At 43.9% G+C, this 21,901-nt stretch carries 38 protein-coding genes; 32 read left to right on the top strand and 6 right to left on the bottom strand.

Going from position 1 to position 21,901, the window contains the following annotated elements; all coding sequences use genetic code 11:
• The first annotated feature begins 71 nt into the window (after positions 1–71).
• The 4 genes from HMPREF0721_RS05920 to HMPREF0721_RS05910 are packed head-to-tail and all read left to right on the top strand — an operon-like array spanning position 72 to position 2,078.
• Complete coding sequence (locus tag HMPREF0721_RS05920) at positions 72–506, top strand: hypothetical protein (protein ID WP_006598722.1); 435 nt, start codon at positions 72–74, stop codon at positions 504–506.
• Positions 463–744: a CPBP family intramembrane glutamic endopeptidase gene (locus HMPREF0721_RS12810; RefSeq protein ID WP_083798148.1), complete on the top strand. Its 282-nt coding sequence runs from the start codon at positions 463–465 to the stop codon at positions 742–744. Before HMPREF0721_RS05920 ends, HMPREF0721_RS12810 begins: the two co-directional genes overlap by 44 nt.
• Entirely contained in the window at positions 745–1,665 is a 921-nt protein-coding gene (locus HMPREF0721_RS05915) for a CPBP family intramembrane glutamic endopeptidase (protein WP_006598721.1), read from the top strand.
• 35 nt (positions 1,666–1,700) lie between these two features.
• Entirely contained in the window at positions 1,701–2,078 is a 378-nt protein-coding gene (locus tag HMPREF0721_RS05910; RefSeq protein ID WP_006598720.1) for a cysteine peptidase family C39 domain-containing protein, read from the top strand.
• 289 nt (positions 2,079–2,367) lie between these two features.
• Here HMPREF0721_RS05910 and HMPREF0721_RS05905 read toward each other — a convergent pair whose 3' ends face one another.
• The 5 genes from HMPREF0721_RS05905 to HMPREF0721_RS05885 form a co-directional block, all read right to left on the bottom strand.
• On the bottom strand, positions 2,368–3,453 hold the full coding sequence (locus HMPREF0721_RS05905; protein ID WP_006598718.1) for a site-specific integrase: 1,086 nt from the start codon (positions 3,451–3,453) through the stop codon (positions 2,368–2,370).
• A gap of 154 nt (positions 3,454–3,607) precedes the next feature.
• Positions 3,608–4,630: an Abi family protein gene (locus HMPREF0721_RS05900; protein ID WP_006598717.1), complete on the bottom strand. Its 1,023-nt coding sequence runs from the start codon at positions 4,628–4,630 to the stop codon at positions 3,608–3,610.
• A 116-nt stretch (positions 4,631–4,746) separates the two neighbouring features.
• Entirely contained in the window at positions 4,747–5,121 is a 375-nt protein-coding gene (locus HMPREF0721_RS05895; protein ID WP_006598716.1) for a hypothetical protein, read from the bottom strand.
• A 149-nt stretch (positions 5,122–5,270) separates the two neighbouring features.
• On the bottom strand, positions 5,271–5,720 hold the full coding sequence (locus HMPREF0721_RS05890; RefSeq protein WP_156788704.1) for a hypothetical protein: 450 nt from the start codon (positions 5,718–5,720) through the stop codon (positions 5,271–5,273).
• 67 nt (positions 5,721–5,787) lie between these two features.
• Complete coding sequence (locus HMPREF0721_RS05885) at positions 5,788–6,447, bottom strand: helix-turn-helix domain-containing protein (RefSeq protein WP_006598714.1); 660 nt, start codon at positions 6,445–6,447, stop codon at positions 5,788–5,790.
• A 136-nt stretch (positions 6,448–6,583) separates the two neighbouring features.
• Between HMPREF0721_RS05885 and HMPREF0721_RS05880 the strand changes: the two genes are divergently transcribed.
• A complete protein-coding gene (locus tag HMPREF0721_RS05880) occupies positions 6,584–6,826 on the top strand; it encodes a helix-turn-helix domain-containing protein (protein ID WP_006598713.1) in 243 nt (80 codons plus the stop codon).
• A gap of 390 nt (positions 6,827–7,216) precedes the next feature.
• Here the strand turns inward: HMPREF0721_RS05880 and HMPREF0721_RS11495 are convergent, their stop codons facing one another.
• Complete coding sequence (locus HMPREF0721_RS11495) at positions 7,217–7,384, bottom strand: YjzC family protein (RefSeq protein ID WP_083798147.1); 168 nt, start codon at positions 7,382–7,384, stop codon at positions 7,217–7,219.
• A gap of 106 nt (positions 7,385–7,490) precedes the next feature.
• On the opposite strand from HMPREF0721_RS11495, the gene HMPREF0721_RS05875 reads away from it, so the two are divergent.
• The 27 genes from HMPREF0721_RS05875 to HMPREF0721_RS05750 all read left to right on the top strand — a co-directional run bounded on the left by HMPREF0721_RS05875 (position 7,491) and on the right by HMPREF0721_RS05750 (position 21,731).
• The gene (locus HMPREF0721_RS05875; RefSeq protein WP_006598710.1) at positions 7,491–7,682 is read left to right on the top strand and encodes a helix-turn-helix domain-containing protein; all 192 of its coding nucleotides are present in this window, start codon (positions 7,491–7,493) and stop codon (positions 7,680–7,682) included.
• Between the two features lie 21 nt (positions 7,683–7,703).
• The gene (locus HMPREF0721_RS05870; protein ID WP_006598709.1) at positions 7,704–7,970 is read left to right on the top strand and encodes a helix-turn-helix domain-containing protein; all 267 of its coding nucleotides are present in this window, start codon (positions 7,704–7,706) and stop codon (positions 7,968–7,970) included.
• Between the two features lie 226 nt (positions 7,971–8,196).
• Positions 8,197–8,349, top strand: a complete 153-nt coding sequence (locus HMPREF0721_RS11790; RefSeq protein WP_006598708.1) for a hypothetical protein — start codon at positions 8,197–8,199, stop codon at positions 8,347–8,349.
• Positions 8,350–8,406: 57 nt separating this feature from the next.
• Positions 8,407–8,697: a helix-turn-helix domain-containing protein gene (locus tag HMPREF0721_RS05865; RefSeq protein ID WP_006598707.1), complete on the top strand. Its 291-nt coding sequence runs from the start codon at positions 8,407–8,409 to the stop codon at positions 8,695–8,697.
• Between the two features lie 11 nt (positions 8,698–8,708).
• Positions 8,709–8,918: a hypothetical protein gene (locus HMPREF0721_RS05860; protein WP_040639947.1), complete on the top strand. Its 210-nt coding sequence runs from the start codon at positions 8,709–8,711 to the stop codon at positions 8,916–8,918.
• Positions 8,919–9,174: 256 nt separating this feature from the next.
• On the top strand, positions 9,175–9,492 hold the full coding sequence (locus HMPREF0721_RS05855) for a hypothetical protein (RefSeq protein ID WP_006598704.1): 318 nt from the start codon (positions 9,175–9,177) through the stop codon (positions 9,490–9,492).
• A 186-nt stretch (positions 9,493–9,678) separates the two neighbouring features.
• Entirely contained in the window at positions 9,679–10,395 is a 717-nt protein-coding gene (locus HMPREF0721_RS05850) for a rolling circle replication-associated protein (RefSeq protein WP_006598703.1), read from the top strand.
• A gap of 106 nt (positions 10,396–10,501) precedes the next feature.
• Positions 10,502–10,876: a hypothetical protein gene (locus HMPREF0721_RS05845; protein ID WP_006598702.1), complete on the top strand. Its 375-nt coding sequence runs from the start codon at positions 10,502–10,504 to the stop codon at positions 10,874–10,876.
• Entirely contained in the window at positions 10,873–11,286 is a 414-nt protein-coding gene (gene dut / locus HMPREF0721_RS05840) for a dUTP diphosphatase (RefSeq protein ID WP_006598701.1), read from the top strand. The genes HMPREF0721_RS05845 and dut overlap by 4 nt, the downstream gene beginning before the upstream one ends.
• 17 nt (positions 11,287–11,303) lie before the next feature.
• Positions 11,304–11,558, top strand: coding sequence for a hypothetical protein (locus HMPREF0721_RS05835; protein WP_006598700.1), 255 nt, complete (start codon positions 11,304–11,306; stop codon positions 11,556–11,558).
• A 2-nt stretch (positions 11,559–11,560) separates the two neighbouring features.
• Positions 11,561–12,049 carry a hypothetical protein gene (locus HMPREF0721_RS12410; protein WP_006598699.1) on the top strand — a complete coding sequence of 163 codons (489 nt, stop codon included), beginning with the start codon at positions 11,561–11,563 and terminating at the stop codon, positions 12,047–12,049.
• Between the two features lie 18 nt (positions 12,050–12,067).
• Positions 12,068–12,244, top strand: coding sequence for a hypothetical protein (locus HMPREF0721_RS11785; protein ID WP_006598698.1), 177 nt, complete (start codon positions 12,068–12,070; stop codon positions 12,242–12,244).
• A 12-nt stretch (positions 12,245–12,256) separates the two neighbouring features.
• Positions 12,257–12,562: a DUF4406 domain-containing protein gene (locus HMPREF0721_RS05825; protein ID WP_006598697.1), complete on the top strand. Its 306-nt coding sequence runs from the start codon at positions 12,257–12,259 to the stop codon at positions 12,560–12,562.
• Between the two features lie 33 nt (positions 12,563–12,595).
• On the top strand, positions 12,596–13,021 hold the full coding sequence (locus tag HMPREF0721_RS05820) for a sigma-70 RNA polymerase sigma factor region 4 domain-containing protein (RefSeq protein ID WP_006598696.1): 426 nt from the start codon (positions 12,596–12,598) through the stop codon (positions 13,019–13,021).
• Between the two features lie 192 nt (positions 13,022–13,213).
• Positions 13,214–13,465, top strand: coding sequence for a DUF2335 domain-containing protein (locus tag HMPREF0721_RS05810; protein ID WP_006598694.1), 252 nt, complete (start codon positions 13,214–13,216; stop codon positions 13,463–13,465).
• A gap of 486 nt (positions 13,466–13,951) precedes the next feature.
• Entirely contained in the window at positions 13,952–14,269 is a 318-nt protein-coding gene (locus HMPREF0721_RS05805; protein WP_006598693.1) for an HNH endonuclease signature motif containing protein, read from the top strand.
• Positions 14,270–14,403: 134 nt separating this feature from the next.
• Positions 14,404–14,739: a hypothetical protein gene (locus HMPREF0721_RS05800; RefSeq protein WP_006598692.1), complete on the top strand. Its 336-nt coding sequence runs from the start codon at positions 14,404–14,406 to the stop codon at positions 14,737–14,739.
• Positions 14,729–16,399 carry a terminase large subunit gene (locus tag HMPREF0721_RS05795; protein WP_006598691.1) on the top strand — a complete coding sequence of 557 codons (1,671 nt, stop codon included), beginning with the start codon at positions 14,729–14,731 and terminating at the stop codon, positions 16,397–16,399. Before HMPREF0721_RS05800 ends, HMPREF0721_RS05795 begins: the two co-directional genes overlap by 11 nt.
• A gap of 62 nt (positions 16,400–16,461) precedes the next feature.
• Positions 16,462–17,595 carry a phage portal protein gene (locus HMPREF0721_RS05790; protein WP_242821858.1) on the top strand — a complete coding sequence of 378 codons (1,134 nt, stop codon included), beginning with the start codon at positions 16,462–16,464 and terminating at the stop codon, positions 17,593–17,595.
• A 9-nt stretch (positions 17,596–17,604) separates the two neighbouring features.
• On the top strand, positions 17,605–18,228 hold the full coding sequence (locus HMPREF0721_RS05785) for an HK97 family phage prohead protease (protein WP_006598689.1): 624 nt from the start codon (positions 17,605–17,607) through the stop codon (positions 18,226–18,228).
• On the top strand, positions 18,225–19,424 hold the full coding sequence (locus HMPREF0721_RS05780; protein WP_006598688.1) for a hypothetical protein: 1,200 nt from the start codon (positions 18,225–18,227) through the stop codon (positions 19,422–19,424). The genes HMPREF0721_RS05785 and HMPREF0721_RS05780 overlap by 4 nt, the downstream gene beginning before the upstream one ends.
• A 48-nt stretch (positions 19,425–19,472) precedes the next feature.
• Positions 19,473–19,751: a phage head-tail connector protein gene (locus HMPREF0721_RS05775; RefSeq protein ID WP_006598687.1), complete on the top strand. Its 279-nt coding sequence runs from the start codon at positions 19,473–19,475 to the stop codon at positions 19,749–19,751.
• Positions 19,751–20,053 (top strand): phage head closure protein, encoded by a 303-nt coding sequence (locus HMPREF0721_RS05770; RefSeq protein WP_006598686.1) that lies wholly within the window; start codon positions 19,751–19,753, stop codon positions 20,051–20,053. Before HMPREF0721_RS05775 ends, HMPREF0721_RS05770 begins: the two co-directional genes overlap by 1 nt.
• Complete coding sequence (locus tag HMPREF0721_RS05765) at positions 20,050–20,442, top strand: hypothetical protein (RefSeq protein ID WP_006598685.1); 393 nt, start codon at positions 20,050–20,052, stop codon at positions 20,440–20,442. Before HMPREF0721_RS05770 ends, HMPREF0721_RS05765 begins: the two co-directional genes overlap by 4 nt.
• Positions 20,439–20,771 carry a hypothetical protein gene (locus HMPREF0721_RS05760; protein WP_006598684.1) on the top strand — a complete coding sequence of 111 codons (333 nt, stop codon included), beginning with the start codon at positions 20,439–20,441 and terminating at the stop codon, positions 20,769–20,771. The genes HMPREF0721_RS05765 and HMPREF0721_RS05760 overlap by 4 nt, the downstream gene beginning before the upstream one ends.
• Entirely contained in the window at positions 20,764–21,345 is a 582-nt protein-coding gene (locus HMPREF0721_RS05755) for a major tail protein (protein WP_006598683.1), read from the top strand. Before HMPREF0721_RS05760 ends, HMPREF0721_RS05755 begins: the two co-directional genes overlap by 8 nt.
• An 11-nt stretch (positions 21,346–21,356) precedes the next feature.
• Positions 21,357–21,731 (top strand): hypothetical protein, encoded by a 375-nt coding sequence (locus tag HMPREF0721_RS05750; RefSeq protein WP_006598682.1) that lies wholly within the window; start codon positions 21,357–21,359, stop codon positions 21,729–21,731.
• Positions 21,732–21,901 lie beyond the last annotated feature (170 nt).

Raw genomic sequence — 21,901 nt, 5'->3', positions numbered from 1 at the left:
AGAAGTCCTTCAGGCTTTTCTGATTCACCATTGCAGAAGAAAAAGAATCAGGGAGGCAGGAAGTGACTTTGATGGATGAGATTAAAAAGAATATTCTTTGGATAGGATTAGGTATTATTATTTTTGAAGCATATGGGCTTGTAATCGGAATTCCTAACGGGTTGCTGCTATCATCCAAAAATTGGATGGAATTGGTTGGAATCCTCGCAGAAATACTTGTGCTTTTCTTATTTTCCTATGCTTTTTATAAATTAGGAAAATATGATTTTGCATCAAAAATAACGGCTAAGAATATTGTTTTTTTATTTTTGGCAATCGCAGTATGTTTAATTGCTAATTTTGGGGTTTCCCATATAAACATGATGATGCATAAATCAATGCAGAATAATTCTTCTGTCAATCAAATATTATCAATTATTTCTACAAAACGATTTGCCTTTCGACCGTTTTTTTGGTGTTTAAATGTTGGAATTATCGTTCCTTTATTTAGAAGAAATAGTTTTTAGGGGAATCATCCAAGGTTATGTTTTTGAATCTTTGAATGCGGCCGTCCGTATAATTGCGATTAGTGTTCTTTTTACAATTGGGCACGGTGTAGAATTTTCTTTGGCAATGATTCCGATATTTAGTTTGGGGTTATGCACATCATTATTATTCGAAAAAACGAAAGATATTAAAATGCCAATTATTTTACATATCGTTTTTAATTGTGCGGCAATTATAGCAACATTTCTGGGAGCATAAATGGACGTCCAAACTATCCGAAAAGAAATTAATTATCTGACCTTTGGCATTTTATGGTATTTGATTTTAACTGATAATATTTCAAAATGTGTAGATCGGCTGATACCGCATCTTATGACAAATAGGACTGAAAAATACATTGACAACTATCTTGCTGCACAAAGAATTGACGCGATTGTCGCAGTAGGCATAGGCTTTTTTCTATTGCTTTTTTTCTTTAAAAAGCAAAGAAGTTTTCCCGAAATCTTTACTTGTCATAAGCGAATGCCCATCTTTGTTTTTCTTTCAGCCTTATCCTTGGGATTTATTTTAAATATAATTTCAGGGGCTATTAGTGAGCATCTTCTTTCTATTTTTAGCAATTATATGAAAATTTCAGCAGCTGATGTTGCTGCCGCGGCGTCTGGAGGAGATACACTTTTATCGGGGATTTTTTATACTTCATTGGTGGCGCCTATAGTCGAGGAAATAATATACCGTGGATTTATCATGAATTCTCTCCAAAGTTATGGAAAGGTTCAAGCAATTGTTTTCTCTTCCGTACTATTCAGTTTGATGCATTGTAATTTCGATCAGTTTTTAGGTGCATTTTGTCAGGGTATCATTCTTGGCTATCTTGCGATGGCGTATGGAATTATTTGGTCGATTGGGCTCCATATTTTTACGGATGCGGTTTTATTGGATTTTGTTGGCTGTTTATCACAGAGAAATTCGGTTATTTTTTGTTGTGCGCTATTGTTTTTTGCAGTGGTTGTTTTTATCGTTTGGATTGTCCGTACTATAAAAAATCGCACAATAATAAATTATGTTTCACTGAATACAACCACTGCACCAATTAAATTATGCACTCTTACTTCTGTGGTATTTTGGATTTTTTCTATTTATTGTATTGTTATGGCTATCATCAACTTTCAATTTTAAATAACAAATTTTATTATCGAAGGAGAATTTCAAACTTGTATTATAAAAATTATGTGTCACAAGTTGATGAAAAGGATTGTGGCGTTGCTTGTTTAGCGATGATACTAAAAAATTTTGGATCAAACGTATCATTAGCTTATTTGCGAGATATTTCGAAGACCGATAAAGAAGGGACTACGGCACTTGGACTAGTTAAAACAGCGGAACTCATGGGGATGGAGACCAAGGCGATACGAGCAGATAGCTCATTATTTGATAAGGACGACATACCTTATCCTTTTATTGCACATATAATTACTGAAGAAAAATATTTCCATTATGTAACTGTAGTTAGAAAAAGAGGAAATAAGCTCTTTGTCGCAGACCCTGATCCCACAGAAAAAATAAAAAAATATCTATCGATACATTTATGAATTTCTGGACGGGAATTGCTATATTTGTTACTCCAACTATTCAATATAAACCGAATTAAATTTGCGAAACTCATTGTGCGTTATCAAAGCCCTTCCGGCGTTTTCTTGGTTGTGCTGTTAAACGGCGGCAATAAAAAAACCGCCCGGTGATCCGGACGGCTGTCTTGCAATATGGTGGAGATGAGGGGACTTGAACCCCTGGCCTTCTGAATGCCATGGTTAGGGACAGTGGCTCATTTACTTGCTTTGCGGGAATTTGGGCCATATTTACGACATTTTTCACACATTATTAATTGGCAATTTTAAGCAGGTTATTTCGGAGGTCCTCCACATCGGAATGGACGTAGGTATTAACCGTTACATCGATCTTGCTGTGGCCCATCATCCGGCTGATGGTGACAATATCAACACCGGCGTTATACAGGATGCTGCCAAAGGTGTGACGCAATTCATGCGGGCTAAGCACAGGGATATCCGGCAAAGCATCCGTTAATCGCGCGCAATAGGCGCCAAAGCGCTCTCTGGCCCAGGTATCTGGATTGCGCGGCTTGTTGCCATCACCAAATGCCCCCATAACATAGATGGATGAACGCGGCACCATTTTTAAGTGCTCGATGAAATCATCGTCGAGCGGAAGGGTACGATTGGATCGTTTTGTTTTCGTCGGTCCGAGTTCTGCAATGCCGTGATCCATGCGAACGGCGCGTTCAATATGCAAGGTCTTTTCAGTAAAATCAATGTCCTTCCACATGAGGCCGAGCAGCTCAGAGCGGCGCAGGCCGTATTTGAGCATGATGAACGGGCCGAGGCCGTCCGGATCAGACCGGGCAAAGGCAAGGACCTTTTCATATTGATCGTGGTTATAGGCTCGTTTTTCTTTTGCAGGGGCCCCATTTGGTACGATGACACCGCGCATTGGGGATTTATCAATTAAATCATTATCGACGGCAGCCTGAAACAGTCCGGTTAAAAACATTTTGCGCTTATTGAGATAGGAGCCTGATCGGAAGGCTGCCGCATTGAAGTAGTGCTGCCATTCCGCGGGCTGAAAGGATTGAAGTTGCCGGCGGGGAAACTTTTTAGCAAGCTCCCGGCGTATTGGCAAATAGGTGCGCTGATAAGTCTGATCGGAGACATTGGGCTCTTTATAGTCGGCCAGCCACCGATCCATCCAATCAACAAAGCTGTATTTTTTGGCAGGCGTTGGATCGGCACCGGCCATCATAAACTGAATGTATTTTTCTTCGGCTTCTTTTTTGGTTTTGCCGTAAAAGCTTTTGCGGATTTGCCGGCCGAGGTGATCGGTGCCGCAGTTACGTTTGATTTCGACCAGTCCATCCTTGCGTTTCTTTTTCTTGCTGTTCTTGCGCGGCATAAAGGCACCATCCTTTCTGAATTTTGGGCATAAAAATGCCCGGGAATTGATTTTTCCCGGGGCGGATGGTACAATGATCTTGTTCAGGGATGTATTGTATCATCTGATCCGGTATGTCTTGACGCCTCGGCTTTGCAGAGCCGGGGCGTTTTTACTATTGAAAGCGGTTTAATGAAGGAAGATTTTTGTTTTTTAAATAATTATTAATCCGATTAAAAAAGTCATTTGGAAGTCTGAAAACTTTATAAAGATCTTTGCCCGCAAAATCGTATTGTGCAGCATATGGCGAAATAAGTGAGTATAGGTCCATCCCAAATCGAAATATTAATCGTTCATCAGCAAGTAACAGCAATATGCTAATTATTGCAGAAAAAAGTCCCACTTCATTTGAACTGATTTTATTAAATTCTGAATCGCTTATCAGATCACTTCCAAGAATAAGTGTTTGCCTTTTGGGAATGTTATTTTCTACTTTATAGGCAAATGTCTTGTTACCATGAGCAATTCCATTTCTAAAATCTTTTAAAAGATAAATCGCATTTTTAAAAAATTCCTTTTTATCCTCTGATGTCAATTCGTGGGTGGCTATCAATTCATTACAAACTTCTTCTTTGACTTTTGGTTTTAAGATGTTATACCATTGGATCGATAGTCCAAGAGAAATATCGTTAATGAGAATCCAGGGGGGAACATGGTTTTTATTTAATTTATAGTATTCAGTAGAAGTGTTCTTTCGACAATTCTCATAGGCATTTCTCAGGCTTTTGAGAGTATTGTATCTTTTTGGGGAAGATTGATAGTGTGAGGTATGAAGATAATCACTTCTATCTTTCTTATCATATTTACTATTGGTGTGAATACCATAATCTCTGCCAACAATATATGACAACTTTGTTTTGAAAGATTTTTCGATATATAAAATATATTTAAAAAGAATATTATTCAGGCTGCTATCAATTAGATGAATGGTATAAAGCAATTCTATGGTAACACCATCATAAAACTTCTCAGAATCTGAATCTAATTGAAAGGTATTTTTATAGCCGTTAATGAGGGTATAATAGGAAAAGTTACTCAAAGCATGTTTGGCAAATTCGTGATCCTGAACCGATATATTCCGACTCTCCATAAGAGTGATTAGTTCTTCATAAGTTTTAAAAGGCTTATCATATTTCATAAAGTGAAAAACTCCCTCCTGCAAAGCAGTAAGGGAGTTTTCACAGTCGCATCAGTCTGCAACCATTTCTGTTACTCAAATATTACTGCTTTTATGGATTTATGTCAACAGAAGAATTAAAATAATTCTACGGTCCGTACCATATCGCCAACTTTTATCTTAGGGTTTTTTAGATAGATGCCGTCATGTGAATCCACATTGAGTTTTTGAGGAACTTTTTTGATATTAGGAGTCATAGGTGATAACGCTTTTAAAATCCCGGTGTCTTCTTTTTCATAGTGATGACAGACGGAAAAGTTTGGAAACACTTCAGAGACTTCCAATTCTGCTTTTTTGAGTTCAAAGGATCCGAGAAGCTCTTTTGTTATAGGATCAATCACGTCATCTTCCACTTCAAAAACAATGATCTTGTCGTGAACGGAGACATCTTTTTCTCCAAGATTAATAATAACGGTATATTCATTTGGTATTTTAATGATTTTTCCAGTCATTTCATTATTCTTTCTTCCATACTATAGCGTTTATTTCCCATGAAATTTCATAAACAAACGCCAATTCCAAGCAATTCTCTTTAGATTTTCAAACATTTATATCAGCTTCTACGAATTTTTCAACGCTGGCGAACAAACGATATCGGCACTTAGTTTTTACCTTTCGTGTAATGGTATTTTCCGTTCTTTCGTTCCCAGGTGCCAATGATGCTTTTCATAGCGCCATCCTTCGGGTGATCGCTATCATCTATTTTCCCTTGATAGGCTGTGTAAATTAAAGAGCCGGGGAAAAGGATGGCATCGCCGGAGTTATCAACAATATAAATATAATCGTATTTTTTTTCTTGTCCTTTTACCTTATGATCGGCAAACCACTTAATATCTTTGGCTTTTATCGTTTTGAAAAAGTCGTCAGTTACATTGATATAAGCACATTCGCCGATTTTGTCGCCGTTAAAATTAACATTATCTTTAACGATTAGGTCCTGATCTAAAGTGTCGCCATTTTTTGAAAATACGCTAACAGCAACAACTAAAATGAGGATACCTAAGATGCAGAAAAAAATGATTTTAGCGGGACTTCTCTTTTTTTTGATCATGATTTGCTCCTTGAAAACGCGTTTTTTATCAATCTTACAGTTTTGCAAATAATTATTGTTGAACTATTCACACCTCCCTTTGCATCTGGACCACTGGGCCGAGGATTTCAATCGGATCATCCCCGGGGCCGTAGGTCTTGGTCGGCCACTCGGGGTTGCGGGGTTTTAATGTGATGGTGCCGTCGTCGTTTTTGACCACGGTTTTGAGGGTGGCGTCATAGCCATTGACGTAAATAATGGCGTCTTGGCCGCTGTCGCAGTCGTGCTTGATCTCGATGACCACGGTGTCGCCTTCAAGGTACATGGGATACATGGAGGTGCCGGTGACCCGCAGCCCGATAAACTCCGCGCCACCGGCCAGCCACTCCCGGGGGATTTCGATGGTGCCGATGATGTCTTCAACCGCTTCCACCGGGACTCCGGCGGGCACCGAGCCCAGCACGGGGATGGAAACCACATCGCGGTTGATGGCCATGGGGACAACGTTGTCACTCCAGTTGATCTTTTTTATCTCGGCTTTCTCATCCTCCCAGCCCATGAGTTCTTTCGGAGTTGTTCGCAATGCTTCTGCAATCTCTACAATTTTTGATTGGGGGAGATCGATTTTCCCGGCTTCAATTTTCGCAATAGAGGAACGATTGGTATAGCCGACCAATTCCGCAAGTTTGCTTTGAGATATTTTCAGTTCTTGTCTTCTCTTTTTTATATTCTTGTATAAATCTATCATAATAATTCTCCTATGTGTGATTTAAATTATACTCGTTGCGTGAATAAAAATCAACAAAAATGTTGACAAAGCTGTTTTGAGGGTTTATACTTTAAGAAAGTGATTAAAAATCACATTTCAAAAGAAAGGAGAACCAATGACGAATACGGAGATGTTAAAAGAAGCTATAGGCGATTCGGGAATTTCTATTAAGGCTATTGCTGATAAAATGGGGATTTCTCGTGAAGGTCTCTATAAAAAGCTGAATAATCAGACCGAGTTTAAAGCTTCTGAAATTATGGCGATCGCGGATATTTTGAGAATGGACGCGAAACAAAGGGACCATATTTTTTTTGACCAGATAGGTGATTTTAAATCACATAAAGCCCCCAGGGCTTAGAAAGGAGGAAAGCCTTATTCAAACAGATATTCACAAACTTAAAACAATGTTTTTCGATCGGGGCTACAACCAATCTAAGATAGCTAAAGCTTTGAAGATCGAAAGGGGGACACTGAGAAACCGAATGGCGGATGGAGGCTGGATGTTTCGTCTGAAGGATATTTACCGGATGGCAAAATTGTTAAATCTGACAAAGGATGAAATTTTGGAGATTTTCTTTGCGGATGATGAGATGGCGGAGGAAAAATGATTCATCACTATATTACAAAATATTGGGAAAATGACGCGCATTACGCTGAATCATGGATACAAATTGACTTGTTTGGTCGATGCTTTTGCTTTTGGCGGCGGCGTATAAAAACAGGCCGCCAGAAATGACGGCCTTGTGAATTAATCTTTTTGCCATTTGTTGCCTGGTTTGGTTGTTGGTGGCAAACGATCGCCAGATTCGATTGTTGCGTGGTGTCCGTTGGGAACATTACCACCACGAGGACCGACTTCGTGATATTTGCCAGGTGTCTGATTATCCGTACCGGGTTTAATAAGTTTTTTACTCATCAATAAGCCTCCTTTCTCTGAAATTTGAAAGCATTAAACGTTATGAAGGTGTGAATAATATTTTCATACAACATATAGTATCACGGCGAAAGGAGAAATTCAATATATGGATTTTCAACAAGAAATTAGAGCCATTCGGAAAGAAAAGAAGTTGACGATTAAAGAGCTTTCGAATCTAAGTGGCGTCCCGTACACAACCTTAATCAGTTGGGAGCGCAAAACGACACAAGCGCCGATCAACGGGATGGCGAAAGTGCTTGAAGCGCTTGGGTATGATCTTTTGATTGTAAGACGCTGAGCTTAGAAAGGAGGAGGCAACATGATACAAAGCAACTATATCAGACGCAAACAATCAGAACTGATCGCTCTGATGGAAGCGTCACCGGATCGAGATTACATCACCGTGGAAGATGCGGCTAAATTTCTCGGAATGGATAAACAGGCGTTTCGCGAGTTAGCCGCGCAGGGCCATATCCCCTTTGCAATTGGCGGGATTTTACAGCGCAGCAAGTATACGAAAGTTCCCAAGCTGCCATTTTTCAACTGGTGCCTGCAAAGCAGCAGTTCTATTTTCTTGATCGCTTAGAGGTTGTCTCGCCATCAAATTTTGAATAATCGATTCGTATTGCGCTTTCAATTGTAGATCATCTGCTGTTGGCGGAGAAGATAGGTTTTGCTCAATATGACTAACGAGAGCAAAGGCAATGGTTTGCTGATCTTTAGCGGTAATAAAGAGATTTAGATTAGGCATAATGTGACTCCTTTTTTATGAGTAAGTATAGCACAAAGGAAAGAAGTGAAAGGAGGAGAGGATGGCGGAAGAAGTAACTGTTAATGTGCAAATCAAATTAGCTGAAGTGTACCGACAAATTGAAACATTAAAAAAAGAGATGTATGTGATCAAGACATGTGCAGACGCATTGGCCACAGCGGTCAAAGCATTAAAAGATGGTGAAAGTGCTTGAAGCGCTTGGATACGATCTTTTAATTGTAAGGAGTGAAGCCGGAAAGGAAAAAAGAACATGATACAAAGCAACTATATCAGACGCAAACAATCAGAACTGATCGCTCTGATGGAAGCGTCGCCGGATCGAGACTATATCACAGTAGAAGATGCCGCTAAATTTCTCGGGATGGATAAACAGGCGTTTCGCGAGTTAGCCGCGCAGGGCCATATCCCCTTTGCAATTGGCGGGATTTTGCAACGCAGCAAATACACGAAAATTCCAAAGCTGCCATTTTTCAACTGGTGCCTGCAAAGCAGCAGTTCTATCGTGGTGGGGACCGAGATGGCAACGGCTATGAACGCATAAAAGGAGGTGAGTTGACATTGGACATCAAAGAGAAATTGCTCTGGGCCTACACCGCCGGGATGACGGTGGCGGTGCTCTGTGAACACTTTGCCCCGATGCTTAAAAACGCAAGCATTCTGCTGCCGGTGATGCTGCTGCCATTTATCTTGTATGTACTGGATTGGCAGCGGACCGCCAAAAAGAACAAAAATAAAAAAAAAGCTCCCTTGCGGGAGCAGTAGACATCATTATAATACCGCGATTTGCGCGGGAAGTCAAGGGCGCACCTCCTTCAAAGATAAATGTGAATTGTTCAATGTTGATAAAAATGTTTGCTCGTTCAAAATTATGCGCCCTTGTCTTTTTGGATTGAAATCAGGAGAGAGGAGATAAAGATGGACTTAGAATTAAATAAGATGGATGGCGGCAGTTTGCAGGCGCTTGTCGACATCAACTATCGGAAAATACTCAACGATAGTGAAGAAGAGGAAGAAGCCAATGCCTAAAAAAGAAATCGAAGCGTTGCATGCATTATTAGCCAAGCTGGCGGAGATGGAGAAGGTCTTGCATTATAGAAACCAGATGATCAAAGGCTTAAGCGAAGAGGCACCGGATCCAGAAAAGCCGGCATGGCATATCGACGCCATTACCCTCTATCGAGATGGCCGAAAGATCATCAAAGTGGCCTATGGTATCAGACGGCTGGCGGCGGCTTTGAGAAAAACGGTTGAGACACAACATATTTATTCCGGATCCGGCAATCATTTGAAGCTGTGGTTTTCTTACGACGACATCTTATTTATTGAAGAATTGTAAATATCAAAAGTCATCAGTCTGTTCACGCGGCCCGCTGATGACTTTTCATATCGGCGGCAGGATAATCCCTGCTGGTGGTGCATTTATGAGCTGGGCATATCGCGTGATTAAGACTTGATCAAATGATTAACTTTAGACGCATCCGGATAAAAAAGAGCGTATAAGTACCAAGCGGGAGCAGTAGATATGTCATACAAGCAAATGACAATTAAAGCGGGAGCCGTCATTGAGATTATCAAGTATCAGGACTGGGCACATGGCCATAGACGAAAAGGCAGTCGCGGCCGTCAACAAAAGCGCAGCAGTGAAAGCCAACAACAGCGCAATGACAAAAAGGCCGAAGATGAGTTGCGATGGAAAATCAATGCCGGATGTGAAGCCGGAGACTATCACATGACTTTAACCTACGGCAAAAAAGCACCGACACCCGAAGAAGCCAAACGCCATCTCAAAAACTTCCTGGACTGCCTGCGCCGGCTTTACACCAAAGGCGGCCACATCTTTCAGTGGCTGGCCGTGACGGAGTACAAAGGCAAGCGCATTCATCACCATCTGATCCTCAAACAAGGCCCGGAGCTTTTCGAGATCATCAAGAAATGGAAACACGGCAGACCAAAGGTTGTCCTGCTGGATGACAGCGGCAACTATGGTGATCTGGCGGCCTATCTCATCAAAGAGACAGCCAAGACCTTTAGGGACCCCGATGCGCCCTGCAGAAAGCGCTGGACCTGCAGTCGAAATTGGCCAAAGCCCACCATCACCAAGCAGGTGATCCGAAGAAGGCAATGGGTGAAATCTCCAAGACCGTTTAAAGGCTATTACATCGACAAAAGCCAAACCTATGAAGGGGTCACCGCTGAAGGCTATCCGTACCAGCACTACACGATGGTGCGGCTTAATTGAAATGCAAAAAAGGAGGAAGGCATGCAATCAGAAAAGAAGATCGTTGATAACCTAAAAGGGCAAATCAATATGCTGGAGGAATTAGAAGACATGGAGAATATGGCCAATGGGAAAGACGATTAACAGCAGAGACAAAGGCGCGAGATATGAAAGAGAGTTGGCGGCGGACTTTCGCGCAGAAGGCTACGACGCCAGACGAGGCCAGCAGTATTGTGGTACCAATGGCGACGCAGACGTCATTGGGTTGCCTTATATGCATGTCGAAGCCAAACATGTGGAGCGCTTAAATATTCAAGATGCGATGGACCAGGCCATAAGAGACGCAAAAGAGGGGAAAATCCCTGTTGTCTTTCATAGAAAGAACAATACAAGGACACTTGTCACCATGCGGGAGGAAGATTGGTTTATGATATACCGTGAATGGGAAGCGGAGAAAACATTGCTTGAACGATGGGAGAAAGATGATAAGGAGAAAAAATGAGGGTAAAGTTAGACAATTATGCACGTTTGCCAAAGCGGGCGCATCCGATCGACGCCGGGCTGGATATTAAAACGCCGAAAAATATATTTGTGCCGGCGCGTGGGAGCGTCGTGGTGGATACCGGGGTCCACATCGAGCTGCCTGATGGCACCGTGGGACTACTTAAAAGCAAGAGTGGTCTGAATTTAAAACATGGGATCACTTGTGAAGGCGTGATCGACGAAGGTTATACCGGAAGCATTATGGCGGTGCTGAGAAACGAAAGCGACACACCAAAGCTTTTTTATCGTGGAGATAAGATTTGCCAGCTTTTGATTATCCCTGTAATTTATGAAGATGCAGAGCTGGCGGAAGAAATAGAAGGTGGCGAGCGAGGGGACAATGGATTTGGGAGCACAAGAAGAAGATAAAAAGAGGAAGATAGACCATGAAAAAAATAATATTGACAATGGCCATTGCCGCCAGCATGACAATAGCCGGCATGGTGGCGGTGCATGCCAAAACCGTGACGCCGCCAAAGACGGCAGAGTTCACCGCCTATGAGGCTACGTTGGACGGTGACAAATCAAAAGTGAAAAGCGTGATCGTGCTGTACGATAACCGGCGGCGCCAAGAGTTCATCTTGGTGCCAGGGTATGGGATGATTTTTCGGTGGCAGGATGCAAGAACGGTAGGAGAGTAAAAATGAGTAAGTATAAATTTACTGGCAAAACAAAATCTGTTTTTGACATTGATCTACATCAGATTGTGGCGGTTGTTGATTTTGGCGATGTGAGAACTGGAGACGTTGTGAGAACTGGAGACGTTGGCGGATGGATTGAAAATGAAAACAATCTATCACAATCCGGCGACGCCTGGGTTTCCGGCAAAGCCCAGGTTTCCGGCGACGCCTGGGTTTCCGGCAACGCCCAGGTTTCCGGCAAAGCCCAGGTTTCCGGCGACGCCTGGGTTTCCGATACACGACATGTATTGGTGATAGGTCCGGTTGGCAGCAGATTTGATTTTACTACATTTTTCAAGTCTACACACGGGATATCTGTACGGTGCGGTTGTTTCCGCGGGGACATTAAAGATTTTTTGAATTCGGTGAAAAATACGCACGGCAGTTCGCGTCACGGCGAGGTTTATCGATTAGCGGCGGAATTGGCGAAATTGCAGATATTAAGTGAATAAACAAAGGATGAAAGAGTAATGCTTAGAATTATTGGCTACGAAGTGATCATAGCGTTGGGGCTTTTGGTGTTTTATGAAGCGGTCTGCATCTGGGACAAGTTGGCGATACAGGAAAGGCTGGCGGCGCACAAGTGGCACAAGCTGTTATGCGGCGAGCAGATGACTAAGAAGATGCAGGAAGGATTAAGAGATTAATAAGAGGGAACGATGGCGGAACAACGCATTTATATTGTGGGAAAGATCACGGGCCTTCCAAGAGCAGTTTATCAACGCAATTTTGAAGTGGTAGAAGATCGGTTGAAAAGAAAAGGCTATGTTGTCGTCAACCCAGTTAAGATGATTGCTGGAATTGGAGAGGCTGTCTTTACCTATGATGAGATCATGAGGGTATGCCTGGCGGCTCTGAAGACGTGCGATGCCATTTATTTAACAAAAGGATGGGAAGACAGCCGGGGAGCAAAGATTGAAAAAGCAGAAGCCTTAAAGCGTGGATTGATCATCCTGGAAGCGTAGCAGGATAAGGACAACGAAAGGGGGAAGCCATTATTGAAAAGCAGAAACCTGAAAGAAGAGCAAGCTTTCATACAAAAGCACCGGAGATATCTTGAACGCAAAAAGCAGCGATTGATCGACATGTCCGGCCCGGGAGAGATGCACAGTGATCGATCCTATATTGATGCTGATGCAATCCATGGCGGTGGCGGACGTCGGGAAACGTATAGCGTTTTAATCGAGCTGGGAAAGATTGAAGCAGATCTAAAATTGTTGGATAAGCAGGAAAAGGATGTGGCGGAACAGATCGAATTGATTGAGGATGCCATTGCCTACTATCCCAAGACAGTGGATAAGGTGAGGGCGCTCAAAGAGGTGAAAGGGATGAGCCTAAAAGAAATCGCCGAGGAGTTGGGATATTCGGAAAGTTGGATTAGAAAACTGTCGGCACTTCGGTATAATAACTCCACAAAGGAGTGATAAATATGAAGGCGAACATGAAAAGGAAATTATACATTTTCCCGAGCTTTGTGAAAGGATTTTCGAGGGTTTTGGACCTTGGCGCCACACGGACGAAGGTGAAGCCTTTAAAAAAAACGCCAGAAAGACAAGACCTTGAAGCGATTAGCTCCGACTGGTGGAAAGTGGGCGACGATTTGAGAAGGGCGCTTTATGAGCACAGAAGATAATCGGAGCCAATTACCACCAGAAAGTGCCAATCAACTATCAACCAATGAAGACATCTCTGAACAGAGTGCGATTGTTACAACAACGTATGTGCGCATGGGGCCATTGCCAGCGCTAGAGGAATTAGAAGCGTATGATAGGGTTGTCCCTGGTTCCGCAGAAAGAATCATTGCGATGGCAGAAGAGCAGTCAAAACATCGCCGTGCAAAGGAAATGATAAAGGCAAAAGCAGAGTGAAGGGATAGTGTTTTAGGAATTTTATTTGGGTCTGTGATTGGCCTTGCGGGTGTAGGCGGTGGGGTTTATGCGATTGTAGCAGGTTCACCAGCTGCAGGCTCTGTTATTAGTGCACTTAGTTTGACGTCGTTAGTTGGTGTTTTTATTTATGGAACACGAAAAAATCAAGATGAATCGGATCAGTAGAAGCATCTCTTCAAAAAGGGGATGCTTTTTTAATTTTCGACAAAAAAGTGCTTGACTTTTGGAACCCAACCATCTATACCACAATGTAAATGCAGTTCCGTTTATAGTGAACAAAACAGTGAATTGACAGCTTGAAAAAAGCATACTATACTTTTAGTATGCAGAAGGTGCAAGGAACTTGTAACACCTAAGTCAATCTGCAAACTTATATCACTATTCTTGTTCTTTCTCAAAGATAGCTAAAGCCTCGGAAACACCGGGGCTTTTTTAATGCGAGAAAACAAAAGGAGGTGGCGGCGCATGGCTAAGCCATTTGCAAAAAGGTTTTATGCATCAAAAGCATGGAAGCAAACGCGTCAAGCATACAAACAAAGCGTTGGCGGATTGTGTGAGCGCTGCCTGAGTAAGGGGATCATCACGCCGGGGGAGATCGTCCATCATAAAACGCCACTGACGCTCGAAGGCATTCAAGATCCGTCTATCTGTTTAGGGTGGGACAATCTCGAGCTCGTCTGTCGTGATTGCCACGCAACGATCCATAAAGATTTAGACAGCTATAGACGAAAAAACAAAAAAAGATATTGGATTGACCAATATGGCCGCGTTCATCCGCGTTAATCGTCGGCACCCATCCCCCCTATGCGCGCGAAAGAGTGGCCATAAGGGCACCGGTGCGCCATACAAAGGATTTACTGGACATTAATGCGTGACCCCCTACCTAAATCGGAAATAAGGAGAAAGGAGAGAGGGGTTTGGCAAAGATAACCGTAAATAGAGAAATTAAAAGATTGAACGAAATTTATCAAAGCCTTCCGGAAAATCGCTTCGCCGTTGCCCAGGGCTTGATCGTTCAGGCGGCGAGGCTCAGGGTGCGTTGTGACCAGCTTTGGAAAGATATTCAGAAAAACGGCGAAGTTGAAATGTTCTCCCAATCGCCCAATGTAGAGCCCTATGAGCGGGAAAGACCGGCCGCGAGACTTTTCACGGCAACTGACAAAAACTACCAATCAATTATCAAGCAGCTCAATGAAATGACGCCAGAATCACAACAGAACAGTAAGCTGGCACAATTCTTAGATGGTGACTAAACAACAAAACGATATTGAAAAATATCACGCAGCGATTCAAAGTGGAAAGATCGTCGCCGGGCGATGGATCAAACTGCTCTACAACTTGATTATTGACGGATTAAATAAAAAAACATTCTTTTTTGACGAAAAACGTTCCAAAAGAGCGATTCGATATATTGAAACTTTCTGCCATCACCATGAAGGGCCGTTGGCGCCAAGCACCATTACATTGGAACTTTGGCAGCGAGCTTTGTTGTGCCTCATCTATGGCATTGTTGATGAAGCAGGCAACCGATGGTTTAGAGAAGTCTTTATCATCATGGCCAGAAAGCAAGGCAAAACCTTATTGGCGGCGGCGATAGCCAGTTATAACCTTTATGCCGATAGGGAATATGGCGCCCGCATTTACTTTGCCGCCCCGAAATTAGAACAGGCATCCCTTTGTTATGACGCTTTGTATCAATCCATTTTGCAAGAACCGGAATTAGCCAGTATGACGAAAAAGCGACGGACAGATTTGTATGTGGCGGCGTCCAATAGTTCGGCCAAACCGATTGCCTTCAACGCCAAGAAGTCTGATGGCTTGAATATTAGTTTGGGTATCGCCGATGAAATTGCCTCGTGGCGGGGAGATGGCGGCCTGAAGTTTTATGAAGTGCTGCGGTCATCCTTTGGGGCCAGAACGCAGCCGCTATTGATCGGGATTACAACCGCAGGTTTCGAGAATGACGGCATTTATGATGAACTCATGCGTCGGGCAACGCGTGTTCTAAAGGGTGACAGCGAAGAAAAACGCTTGTTGCCCATTCTTTATATGATTGACGATGTGGATCGCTGGGATGATATTGAGGAAATCAAGAAAGCGGCGCCTAATATGGGCGTCTCCGTCAAACCATCTTACTTTGAAGATGAAATCGCCATTGCCCATGGATCGCTTTCAAAGAAAGCGGAGTTTTTAACCAAGTATTGCAATATCAAACAAAATGCATCCACCGCCTGGCTGACCACCCAGACCATTGAGCAAATATCCAGCGATGAAACCTTACGCTTAGAAGATTTCAGAAATAGCTATTGTGTTGGCGGCATTGACCTGTCTCAAACAACGGACCTGACGGCCTGTTGTGCCGTGATTGAGCGTCAAGGCAAGCTTTATGTGTTCTGCCAGTTCTTTCTTCCGGCTGAGCGCATTGACGAAGCCATTGAGCGGGACGGTGTGCCCTATCGCATTTATGTTGAGCGCGGCCTTTTGACACTTTCCGGCGATAACTTCATTGATTATCACGATTGTTTTAATTGGTTTTGTTCGCTCATTGAAGATTATCAGATTTACCCATTGCAAGTGGGTTATGACCGGTACAGCTCTCAATATTTAGTGCAGGATATGAAGCAGTACGGCTTTCATATGGATGACGTTTATCAAGGGGATAATCTTTGGCCAGTGTTGCAGGAAATGGAAGGCATCATGAAAGATGGCAATATGGCGATTGGCACGAATGATTTGTTAAAAAGCCACTTGCTTAACAGCGCCATCAAAATAAGCCTGGAGCGCGGCCGGGGAAAACTGATAAAAATCAAGCCGAATGCCCATATCGACGGCACGACCGCCTTGGCGGATGCCATGACCGTGCGGCAAAAGTGGTATAGCGATATTGGCAAGCAACTAAAGAATGAAGGATGAGGTGAAAAAGACGAATGGGATTGTTTGACAAGATTTTCGGAAAGAAACCACAAACCCAACCAATGGATCAAGGCATCTTTGAAACCTTGACCGGATACACGCCAATATTTAGAAACCGAGAAGGCAGCCTGTATGAATCGGAATTGGTGCGGGCGGCGATTGATGCCAGAGCGCGACATATCAGCAAATTGCGAGTGACGATGACAGGAACGGCCCAGCGAAAGCTGCAGACCCGATTGACCATAGCCCCAAACAGTTGGCAGACATGGGGACAATTCTTATACCGGCTATCCACGATCTTGGATATGCAAAACACCGCCTTTATCGTGCCGGTGATTGGAGAGATGGATTTCACAACGGGATTCTTTCCGGTACTGCCAAACAACTGCGAAATTCGGGACGTGGATGGTCAACCTTTCCTGCGCTACCGTTTTAATAACGGGGATATGGCAGCCATCGAACTGGAACGCTGTGGCGTGATGACGCGCTTTCAATACTCAGATGACTTCTTTGGAGAAACGAATGAAGCTTTGGATCAGACCATGGATTTGATCGATATTCAGAACCAAGGCATCGGTGAAGCCGTGAAAGAGTCGGCGCGCTATCGCTTTATGGCCAAGCTGAATAACTTTTCAAAGCCGGAAGATTTGGAAAAAGAACGCAAACGCTTCACCCGCAGGCATTTGCAAAACGAGGAAGGTGGCGTTTTATTATGGCCAAATACCTACACGGACATTCAGCAGATCAAGCCGACGCCTTACACCGTCGACAAAGATCAAATGGCGATGATTCAAACGAATGTCTATAACTACTTCGGCGTCAATGAAGATATTTTGCAAAACAAAGCCTACGGCGATGCCTGGGCGGCATTCTATGAAGGCTGTGTTGAACATTTTGCCATTCAGTTTTCGGATGTGATGACAAAAACGGTTTTCACACAAAGAGAAATCACGAATGGCAACAGCATCATGGCTACAGCCAACAGGCTACAGTATTTAAGCAATGCCGATAAGCTGAATGTGTCGTCTCAAATGTCAGATCGTGGAATTATGAACCGGGACGAAATTCGAGAAATCTGGAATCTGCCGCCGCTGCCGAATGGCCAGGGCCAGGCCTATACCATTCGCGGAGAATATTCACTGGTGAATGCAGACGGAACGTCAGTTAACCCCAATCAAGGCGATTCAATGAAATAGGAGGGAAAGATGCCCAATAGAAAAGAACGGCAATACCGAGCGATGGCGAACGTCACCGCCCCACAGACAGAAAGCGGCGAAGAATACCGGGTGACGGGATACGCCACAACCTTTGAGCGCTACCCTTTTTATGAAGATGAGGACGGCACTGTTTACGAAAAGTTCTCTCAGGAAAGTTTTTCTGATTGTGATATGAGCGATGTCATTTTCCAATTTGATCATCGCGGCATGGTCTTTGCCAGACAAAGCAACGGGACGTTAACGCTGGACGTGGATGAGCATGGGCTAAAGATCGATGCGGATTTGTCCAAAACAACAGATGCCAGGAGTATGTATGAAGCCATTGCTACCGGAAACGTCACTAAGATGTCGTGGGGATTCGCGGTGGCAAAACCGCCGTACTACGACAAAGAAACCCGGACCATTATTTGGGGATCGGGATCTATTAAAAAAATTTATGATGTGTCCGCCGTTAGCATTCCAGCTAACGACGAGACTAATATTAACGCGTGCGCTTTTATCGACGGAGTGATTGATAAGAGCCTGACGGAGCGATCAGAAGCGCAGGAGAGACTTATGGCCTTACGAAAAAAGATTCTCAAAAATCAAATTATGGAGGAAATCAACAGATGACTTTGGAAGAATTAAAGAAACGCCTGCAAGCAATCAACGATGAACTAAAGAAGATTTTGGATGAAATGGACGGCGATGATGCCGACCCAAAAGAAGGGGATGATGGCAAAGCCGATCCGAATGCAGCAGCCGGTGATCAGGGCAGAAGTTTTGAAGAGTTGGAAAAACGCGCTAACGAGCTTTTGGCTGAGCAAGATGAGGTGAAACGGAAAATCACCTTGTATGAAAAACTGGAAACTCGGAAGAAGGTCGCCAATGGTGAAAAAGGAATTGTTGTTCATCCGATGGCGAATAAAAGAGCAGACGACGATGCCAAAGCCAAAGAAAAAAGAGCTAAGGCGTTTGCTGAAAGCGGACGGATGGAAATCAGGGCGCTCTTGTCCACTGGGAAGATCGCTAAGCCGACCAAGGTCGGAGGTGTTAATGGTTTGGCTGATGTGGCGGATGGCATTGTTGATGATGTCAATGCCATCGCGCTGACGGGTAATGGAGCCTGGACCGCGGCATATAAGAAAACCGACGCAGTGGCGGCAGATGTGACCGATGGCAACACCATTGGTGGAACGGATGCAGAATTTGATTATGTCACCATTTCCCCGACAGAATGGGGCGTCCTGGATGAAACTTCACGTCAGGTGAAGAAGACGACGCCGCTGAATTATCAGGGCGCCATTGAAGAAAGCGCATTGATTGCGCTGAGAGCCAAAGCATCCGAAAAGATTATCGCGGCCATCGGTGCATCCGCATTGGTTGAAAAGCGAACAAATGTCAAGTTAGATGAAAAATATATTCGTGGTTTGGTGCTTAACTTCCGCGCGAATGCAAAGAAAGGCGAAGTGAAGCTCTATATCGGACAGGAAGATTTGGCGGCACTTGGCGATGTTCGAGGAACCAACGAGAAAAAACCGGTCTATGAAATCGCCTTTGACGCTGGGACCACCCTTTCCGGCCAGATCAAAGACGGCGGCACCGCTGTCAAATTCCGTGTGTTGGATGGTTTCGCCAAAGGCACCCAGTATTTCGGCCAGCCTGGCGCCATCGACATGCCGATGTGGGACAACTACGCCATTGAAACCGATGAAGGCGGAGATTATTTTAAACGAAATATGATTGGCATTCGCGGGATTCAAACGGCCAATGCTGATTTGGTGACCTATCACGGTATGCAGGTGATCACTCAGGGGGCCGGAGCATAAAAACAAGGGCGACTGTGACACCGCCCTTTATTTAAAAGAGGAGTGGAAATGGCGCTGATCGATAAAGCAAAAGTAGCACTGCGAATCAAAACTAACGCCTTTGACGAAGAAATAACGGATTTAATCGAAGCCGCAAAGCTCGATTTGGGCCTTGCTGGCATCGAACAAACCGCTGACACCGACCCGCTGATCATGCGGGCGGTGATCACCTATGTTCGGTTGAACTTTGGTCAGCCCGATGACTATGACCGATTAAAAGCGGCCTATGACGAACAGAAAAAACAATTATCCATGGCCACGGGTTATACCAATTGGGAGGTGAGTTGATGGATCGATCCAGCGTCGTGACCCTCGTTGGGAAAACCCATGAGCGGGACGCCAACGGTGTTCTGCGGGCGAAAACCACCGAACGGGAAGTGTTTTGCGAGATCACATCGGTCACCGGCAACGAATGGTTTGAAGGTGGCCGCAATGGCCTTAATCCTTCCTATCGGCTCATTCTCTTTGCGCCGGATTATCGGGATGAAGAAACCGTCAAGATTGAAGGGGTCGCTTATAAAGTCTATCGGACCTATCGGACGAAGAACGACAACATTGAGTTGTATGTGGAAAGGCGGAAAGGCGCATGAGTGGCAGTATCATTAAGAGCGCAGAATTTAAGACGGCTATCAATGACATGCTCAAAGAGTACGGTGACAAATGCGAGGACGCCATGGCGGAAGTGGCGCCGGGTGTGGCTAATGCCACGCGAAATAAAGTCAAAGCTGGCGCGCAAAGTGTTGTTGGCCCCCATGCAACAGGCAAATACGTGGCCGGATGGCAAGCGAAGATTGACAAAAAGAATGGCGGCGCCGGGTTCAAGGTTCACAATGCCAGGGTGCCGGGGCTGCCCCATTTGATTGAAAATGGTCATGCCCTGAGAAATGGCGGAAGAACAAGGCCTCGTAAGCATATCGAGCCGGTCAACGAATGGGCACAGGAAGAATTTGTTGAAAGATTAAAAAGGAAGCTCTCATGACGACGCAACAAATTGCTTCGATGATCGATAGCATTGGATTGCCAAACGCCTATTATTCGTATCCCGTCGGGGAAGCGCCGGACGTGCCTTATATCTTGTTCTATTATCCCAATAGCCAAGACTTTTTCGCGGATAACCAAAATTATCAAGCCAAGTCTCAATTGAACATTGAAGTTTATACGGCTGAGAAAGATTTTGAGATTGAACGGAAAGTTGAAAAGGCTTTGCGGGAAAAGGGGCTGACCTGGCAGAAAGAAGAAGCATACATCACAGAAGAAAATATGTTTGAGTGTTTATATGTTACGGAGGTATTCATAACCAATGGCTGAAAAAAACAAAGTGAAATATGGGCTGAGCAATGTCCATTATGCAATGGTTAAATTAGAAGATGAAACAGGAAAATTGACCTATGATAAGCCACAACCGTGGCCGGGCGCTGTTTCAGTGTCATTTGAAGCACAAGGAGAAACAACAAAATTTAGAGCAGATAATGTTGATTATTTTGTGTCGACACAAAATAATGGTTATTCCGGAGATTTGGAAAGCGCCATGATTCCGGACGCCTTACTGAAAGAAGCGCTGGGAGAAAAGACGGACACCAATGGCGCTACCTATGAATATAGTGATGCGAAGCAAAAAGCATTTGCGCTCATGTTTGAATTTGAGGGGGATGTTAATAAGATTCGCCATTGTATGTTTAACTGCAAATGTGACAGACCAAACATCGAAGGTGAAACAACCGATAAAGGAAACGAGCCCAAAACGGAAAAAACCACCATTACAGTTTCACCACGAATCAATGACAAACTGGTAAAAGGTCGTTGCGGTGATGCTGAAGCGACAGCCTATAATAATTGGTACAAAAACGTTCCGGAACCGACGGTGGCTGGAGCTGGAGCATAAGGATGTAGATCATGAGGAAAACTATTCAAATAGACGGGAAAGAGATTGAACTGCTTTGCACCGCCGGCACGACCATTCGTTATCGTATGAAATTCGGGCGGGATCTCATTGTGGATATGCAGCATATCATTCAAAGTGTGGACCCTGAAGGCAACATCAAAGATGATTTTGACTTTGGCGTCGTTGAAAACTTTGCTTATATCACAGCGAAACAAGCAAATCCGGATAAAGTGCCGGATGATGTATTGGACTGGTTTGACGGCTTTGACGATATGATGGCACTTTATGATCCTGATATAATCGGAAGTATTGTTGAAATGTGGGTGGACGATCAAGAAACCCTCGAAAAAGCTAAAAAAAAAGCAGGCCAATCGAAAGGCAACTAACGACAGCACTATTTATTCATCGCTGTTACCAGGAGGGTATCCCACTGGCAGATCTTGACCATCTGTCAGTGGGATTTGTTTTTGATATTTTTACAGAATCAGCTAATGACAACTACAACTATCCGGAAAAGGCCACACAAGCCGATTTCGACAGATTTTAAAGAAGGGAG

The sequence above is a fragment of the Pseudoramibacter alactolyticus ATCC 23263 genome (assembly GCF_000185505.1).
Classification (GTDB): Bacteria; Bacillota; Clostridia; order Eubacteriales; family Eubacteriaceae; genus Pseudoramibacter; species Pseudoramibacter alactolyticus.
The sequence above is the reverse complement of the archived record's forward strand: the minus strand, read 5'-3'. Positions and strand labels throughout refer to the sequence as shown.

Excerpts from the sequence above, each read along its gene's own strand:
- HMPREF0721_RS05870 (WP_006598709.1), top strand. The coding sequence starts at position 7,704 with ATGATACAAAGCAACTATATCAGACGCAAACAATCAGAACTGATCGCT.
- HMPREF0721_RS05895 (WP_006598716.1), bottom strand. The coding sequence starts at position 5,121 with ATGACTGGAAAAATCATTAAAATACCAAATGAATATACCGTTATTATT.
- HMPREF0721_RS05905 (WP_006598718.1), bottom strand. The coding sequence starts at position 3,453 with ATGCCGCGCAAGAACAGCAAGAAAAAGAAACGCAAGGATGGACTGGTC.
- HMPREF0721_RS05900 (WP_006598717.1), bottom strand. The coding sequence starts at position 4,630 with ATGAAATATGATAAGCCTTTTAAAACTTATGAAGAACTAATCACTCTT.
- HMPREF0721_RS05805 (WP_006598693.1), top strand. The coding sequence starts at position 13,952 with ATGGCTAAGCCATTTGCAAAAAGGTTTTATGCATCAAAAGCATGGAAG.
- HMPREF0721_RS05915 (WP_006598721.1), top strand. The coding sequence starts at position 745 with ATGGACGTCCAAACTATCCGAAAAGAAATTAATTATCTGACCTTTGGC.
- HMPREF0721_RS05785 (WP_006598689.1), top strand. The coding sequence starts at position 17,605 with ATGCCCAATAGAAAAGAACGGCAATACCGAGCGATGGCGAACGTCACC.
- HMPREF0721_RS12810 (WP_083798148.1), top strand. The coding sequence starts at position 463 with ATGTTGGAATTATCGTTCCTTTATTTAGAAGAAATAGTTTTTAGGGGA.
- HMPREF0721_RS05760 (WP_006598684.1), top strand. The coding sequence starts at position 20,439 with ATGACGACGCAACAAATTGCTTCGATGATCGATAGCATTGGATTGCCA.
- HMPREF0721_RS05890 (WP_156788704.1), bottom strand. The coding sequence starts at position 5,720 with ATGATCAAAAAAAAGAGAAGTCCCGCTAAAATCATTTTTTTCTGCATC.
- HMPREF0721_RS05765 (WP_006598685.1), top strand. The coding sequence starts at position 20,050 with ATGAGTGGCAGTATCATTAAGAGCGCAGAATTTAAGACGGCTATCAAT.
- HMPREF0721_RS05855 (WP_006598704.1), top strand. The coding sequence starts at position 9,175 with ATGCCTAAAAAAGAAATCGAAGCGTTGCATGCATTATTAGCCAAGCTG.
- HMPREF0721_RS05885 (WP_006598714.1), bottom strand. The coding sequence starts at position 6,447 with ATGATAGATTTATACAAGAATATAAAAAAGAGAAGACAAGAACTGAAA.
- HMPREF0721_RS05770 (WP_006598686.1), top strand. The coding sequence starts at position 19,751 with ATGGATCGATCCAGCGTCGTGACCCTCGTTGGGAAAACCCATGAGCGG.
- HMPREF0721_RS05920 (WP_006598722.1), top strand. The coding sequence starts at position 72 with ATGGATGAGATTAAAAAGAATATTCTTTGGATAGGATTAGGTATTATT.
- HMPREF0721_RS05875 (WP_006598710.1), top strand. The coding sequence starts at position 7,491 with ATGGATTTTCAACAAGAAATTAGAGCCATTCGGAAAGAAAAGAAGTTG.
- HMPREF0721_RS11495 (WP_083798147.1), bottom strand. The coding sequence starts at position 7,384 with ATGAGTAAAAAACTTATTAAACCCGGTACGGATAATCAGACACCTGGC.
- HMPREF0721_RS05835 (WP_006598700.1), top strand. The coding sequence starts at position 11,304 with ATGAAAAAAATAATATTGACAATGGCCATTGCCGCCAGCATGACAATA.
- HMPREF0721_RS05850 (WP_006598703.1), top strand. The coding sequence starts at position 9,679 with ATGTCATACAAGCAAATGACAATTAAAGCGGGAGCCGTCATTGAGATT.
- HMPREF0721_RS05775 (WP_006598687.1), top strand. The coding sequence starts at position 19,473 with ATGGCGCTGATCGATAAAGCAAAAGTAGCACTGCGAATCAAAACTAAC.
- dut (WP_006598701.1), top strand. The coding sequence starts at position 10,873 with ATGAGGGTAAAGTTAGACAATTATGCACGTTTGCCAAAGCGGGCGCAT.
- HMPREF0721_RS05880 (WP_006598713.1), top strand. The coding sequence starts at position 6,584 with ATGACGAATACGGAGATGTTAAAAGAAGCTATAGGCGATTCGGGAATT.
- HMPREF0721_RS11785 (WP_006598698.1), top strand. The coding sequence starts at position 12,068 with ATGCTTAGAATTATTGGCTACGAAGTGATCATAGCGTTGGGGCTTTTG.
- HMPREF0721_RS05825 (WP_006598697.1), top strand. The coding sequence starts at position 12,257 with ATGGCGGAACAACGCATTTATATTGTGGGAAAGATCACGGGCCTTCCA.
- HMPREF0721_RS05795 (WP_006598691.1), top strand. The coding sequence starts at position 14,729 with ATGGTGACTAAACAACAAAACGATATTGAAAAATATCACGCAGCGATT.
- HMPREF0721_RS12410 (WP_006598699.1), top strand. The coding sequence starts at position 11,561 with ATGAGTAAGTATAAATTTACTGGCAAAACAAAATCTGTTTTTGACATT.
- HMPREF0721_RS05865 (WP_006598707.1), top strand. The coding sequence starts at position 8,407 with ATGATACAAAGCAACTATATCAGACGCAAACAATCAGAACTGATCGCT.
- HMPREF0721_RS05750 (WP_006598682.1), top strand. The coding sequence starts at position 21,357 with ATGAGGAAAACTATTCAAATAGACGGGAAAGAGATTGAACTGCTTTGC.
- HMPREF0721_RS05810 (WP_006598694.1), top strand. The coding sequence starts at position 13,214 with ATGAGCACAGAAGATAATCGGAGCCAATTACCACCAGAAAGTGCCAAT.
- HMPREF0721_RS05755 (WP_006598683.1), top strand. The coding sequence starts at position 20,764 with ATGGCTGAAAAAAACAAAGTGAAATATGGGCTGAGCAATGTCCATTAT.
- HMPREF0721_RS11790 (WP_006598708.1), top strand. The coding sequence starts at position 8,197 with ATGGCGGAAGAAGTAACTGTTAATGTGCAAATCAAATTAGCTGAAGTG.
- HMPREF0721_RS05790 (WP_242821858.1), top strand. The coding sequence starts at position 16,462 with ATGGATCAAGGCATCTTTGAAACCTTGACCGGATACACGCCAATATTT.
- HMPREF0721_RS05780 (WP_006598688.1), top strand. The coding sequence starts at position 18,225 with ATGACTTTGGAAGAATTAAAGAAACGCCTGCAAGCAATCAACGATGAA.
- HMPREF0721_RS05845 (WP_006598702.1), top strand. The coding sequence starts at position 10,502 with ATGGGAAAGACGATTAACAGCAGAGACAAAGGCGCGAGATATGAAAGA.